Consider the following 3,324-nt stretch of genomic DNA (forward strand, 5'->3'; position numbering starts at 1 on the left):
GCATAGTGCGGTGACCCGACGCGGCGATGTTTCCGGCTGCAGAAGAACGTGCTGGATCGCCGCCGCTGGGACACCCGAGAAGAGCTACGGATCGCGATCGTCACCTGGATCGAACGGACCTATCATCGCCGCCGTCGCCAGTCCGCTCTCGGGCGGTTGACCCCGATCGAATACGAAGCCATCATGACCACACCGGCCAGTCAGGCCGCGTGACTGAACTGTCACCTATTCGTGCAGCAGACCCACTGCGCGGATCGCGGCCCGTGCGGTCGCTGCGGCGAGTGCGCGATCGTTGTATCGGTTGACGGCGATCGCGATCACGGCGAGCACCGCGACGGCAATTGCCAGGGTGGGACCGAGATGGATGACGGTGTGGTCAGCGTTCACCAGCGGCCACTCTCTGCACTTGCGGCTGAGCGGGAGGTGAAGCCGCTGCGACACGCATCCTTCAACTCAGCAGCGATTAGGATGACACGCGCTACGTTCGCAATCATGACCTCCCACGCTATGGCTTTAACGGTGGTCCAGGCCAGCGCAGGTGCGGACAGCGCTCGTGCGGCGGCGTAACCCGAAGTACGCGGCGCGGCCCTGCGGTTTGCGCCGCAAGGCCGCGCCGTCGCGATCAGCCGAGGACGATGCCGGGCACCTGCGACAGACTCGTCGAGAGGGCGTCGATCTTGTCGGACAGTACCTTCCGTTGGTCTGGGGTCACGACGGTGTAGCTTACGTATCCGTCACCTTGCCGGTACTGATTGATCGCATTGCGCACGTCAGCGAACTGGGCAGTGATCTTGTCCATGAGTTGCGGGTTCTTCGCGGTGATCATCGGTTGCATCTCGGCGATGAGCGTCTCGGCGCCGTCTACGTTGGCCGCGAAGTCCCAGAGGTCGGTGTGCGAGTACCGGTCCTCTTCGCCGCCGACCTTTGTTGCGGCGATCTCGTCGATGAGCCCCTGAGGGCCCGCCACAAATTGGCGTGTCTCGAACGTAAAGTCTGGCTTGTCGACCTCAGTCTTGAGTGTGGTGACGTCGGTGAGAAGCTGAGTCGATATGGCAGCAATAGCGTCCGCATTGTCGGTGGTCTTCGCGTTGTCGGCGTCGGTGGGAGCGATTTGTCCCGCACCGTCGCCAACCTCTGATGCTTGAGGTGGCCACAGGTAGCGCTCGATCCGATGGAAACCAGTGAACGGCTGTTTGCCGTCTTCGGTGTCGTCCCAGCGCATGTCGATCGCGGGATCAAGTTCGGGAAATGATGCCGCGACCGGCTCGACGCGCTCATAGAAGGTTCGGACGCGACCGAATGAAGCGCGCGCCGCGTCGAGATTTCCACTCTTGATGTCGGTAGTGAACTGCTCAGTTTGGGCTTGTAGGCCAGCGAGCTGGCCGCGGACGTACTCGAGGTAGCGCGCTTTGGCGGCGTTGACGTCGGCGGGCGCCTGCGTCTTGTTCTTCTTGTCTCCGGTGACATTGATCTGCTTGCGGATTCCCGTGCCGACCATTCCTGGTTTACAGGCCACCGTATAGGTGCCAGGATCGACGATCTCAACAGTCAGTTTTCCCGAAAGTCCCGGTCCGATGTTTTCCACCTCGTCGAGCACGCGATTGTTGTTCGCATACACGTAGAATTCGGTCACCTTGGACCCGTTGTTTGTGACATTAAAGCTGACGTCGCCGGTTGTGGCGGAGTCGTTTCCGAGATCACATGCAGTTTCGGTAGAAGTGACTGAGATAGTTCCTGTGGCAGTGTCCTTTGACGTGCAACTCATGAGCAGGATGGGTGCGGCGAGTCCTAACGTCAGTATCCCTGCGGGGGTTCTGAAATTTCTGTTCAACCTCGGGGTTCCTTTCAGATGCAGGCGTCAGGTCGGGCCGGAGTCGTGGGTGTCGCGTCATCGACGGCGGTCTGAGTTGGTGGTCGTCGGCGATTGGCGCGCAAGAATAGGGTGAGGACAATTGCGATGTAGAGGCACCAGCCCGCAACCTGGAGCACGGTCGGATCTGCGCGAAAGTTGAATATTCCTGCGAGAAGTGTTCCGTACCAAGCTGATTGGTCGTACTGCGCGGTGATGTCGAATGCTAGGTTCGCCCCACCCGGGAGCCATCCGACTGTCTGCAACGCGCGAATTCCGTACGCAAGTATCCCCGCCGCGACGAAGATCAAGAAGATGCCGGTATAGAGAAAGAACTTGTGGAAGTTGAGTCGGACCGCCCCGCGGTAGAGCAACACCGTGATCACGACTGCGACGAGTACTCCCAGGAACAGGCCTAACAGTGGCCACAGGCCTCCGGACACGCTTTCGGCATATCCGACCATGAGGAGGGCGGTCTCGAATCCCTCTCTGCCAACAGCGAGAAATGCCAGACCAAGAACGGCGGGTCCACCGTTCACGAGGGCCGTCGACATGCCCTGCTTGAGGTCATACGAGATACTGACAGCCGCTTTGCTCATCCATAGGACCATGAACGTCACGATCGCCACGTCAACAGTGACCACACTGACTGCTGAACTGATCGCCGGCATCGCTTCCCTCGTCGCAGTGCCGAAATGGATGACGAGAAAGATCCCTACCACCATCGCTACCGCGAGCGTGACACCTCCCCACACCCACTTGAGAGCGTCGCGACGATCGGATTTGACGAGGAAGGCGACCAAGACCATCACGACGATGCCGGTCTCGAGACCTTCGCGTACTCCGATCAGCCCGCTGCCGAACAACTGGGCGGGCACAGAGGGGCTGGCCAGCAGCATAATGTTCTCCTTTGGTTCGTTACCCGTGGCGTGGCGCATATTCGAAGGTTGATCACTCAACTTTCGAATAGTCGCTGGCCCCACCATTCGCCGTCGGCGAGACCCGGGGGGCACGCGAAGAGTGCCGATCCGGTGTGAGTGATGTATTCGCCGAGAGCATCCCGGGCCGCCAGCGCACGCTGCATCGGCACGAACTGGGTGTGGAGGAATGATCAAGACCTGTGGATCAGGGAGGGCGTGCCTTCCCGTAAATATGATCCTGGTAGTCACTTGATCAAGTCAGCGTTGCAGCGCTGGCGGAAAGGCACGCCTCGTGCTCACGGTAGTCAACTCCAACGAAGGTTCCAACCCGGCTGGCGAGGACCGCTCCATCCTCGATCAGATCGTCCGAGACGGTGCTCGGCAGATGCTCGCCGCGGCATTGCGCGCCGAGGTCGCCGCCTGCATCGACCAGTTCACCGATCAGGTCGATGAGAACGGGCACCGTCTGGTGGTGCGTAACGGCTCCCACAACGAGCGGGAGGTGATGACCGCTGCGGGTGCGGTTGCGGTGAAGGCACCGCGGGTCAACGACTA

3 protein-coding genes and 3 pseudogenes are annotated in these 3,324 nt (G+C 60.6%); 2 read left to right on the top strand and 4 right to left on the bottom strand.

What is annotated here, in order from left to right:
• Nucleotides 1-36 precede the first annotated feature (36 nt).
• Nucleotides 37-213 (top strand): annotated as a pseudogene (locus GOSPT_RS24355) (IS3 family transposase); the annotation flags it as partial.
• Nucleotides 214-225: 12 nt separating this feature from the next.
• On the opposite strand, the gene GOSPT_RS15085 reads toward GOSPT_RS24355, so the two are convergent.
• The 4 genes and pseudogenes from GOSPT_RS15085 to GOSPT_RS23650 all read right to left on the bottom strand — a co-directional run.
• Nucleotides 226-387, bottom strand: a complete 162-nt coding sequence (locus GOSPT_RS15085; RefSeq protein ID WP_174273063.1) for a hypothetical protein — start codon at nucleotides 385-387, stop codon at nucleotides 226-228.
• 235 nt (nucleotides 388-622) lie between these two features.
• A complete protein-coding gene (gene efeO / locus GOSPT_RS15090; protein ID WP_039856190.1) occupies nucleotides 623-1,801 on the bottom strand; it encodes an iron uptake system protein EfeO in 1,179 nt (392 codons plus the stop codon).
• Nucleotides 1,802-1,845: 44 nt separating this feature from the next.
• Entirely contained in the window at nucleotides 1,846-2,748 is a 903-nt protein-coding gene (efeU, locus tag GOSPT_RS15095; protein ID WP_005207257.1) for an iron uptake transporter permease EfeU, read from the bottom strand.
• A gap of 56 nt (nucleotides 2,749-2,804) precedes the next feature.
• Nucleotides 2,805-2,948: pseudogene (locus tag GOSPT_RS23650) on the bottom strand (deferrochelatase/peroxidase EfeB); the annotation flags it as partial.
• Between the two features lie 113 nt (nucleotides 2,949-3,061).
• Between GOSPT_RS23650 and GOSPT_RS15100 the strand changes: the two are divergent.
• Nucleotides 3,062-3,324: pseudogene (locus tag GOSPT_RS15100) on the top strand (IS256 family transposase); the annotation flags it as partial.

The organism is Gordonia sputi NBRC 100414, assembly GCF_000248055.1.
GTDB lineage: Bacteria > Actinomycetota > Actinomycetes > Mycobacteriales > Mycobacteriaceae > Gordonia > Gordonia sputi.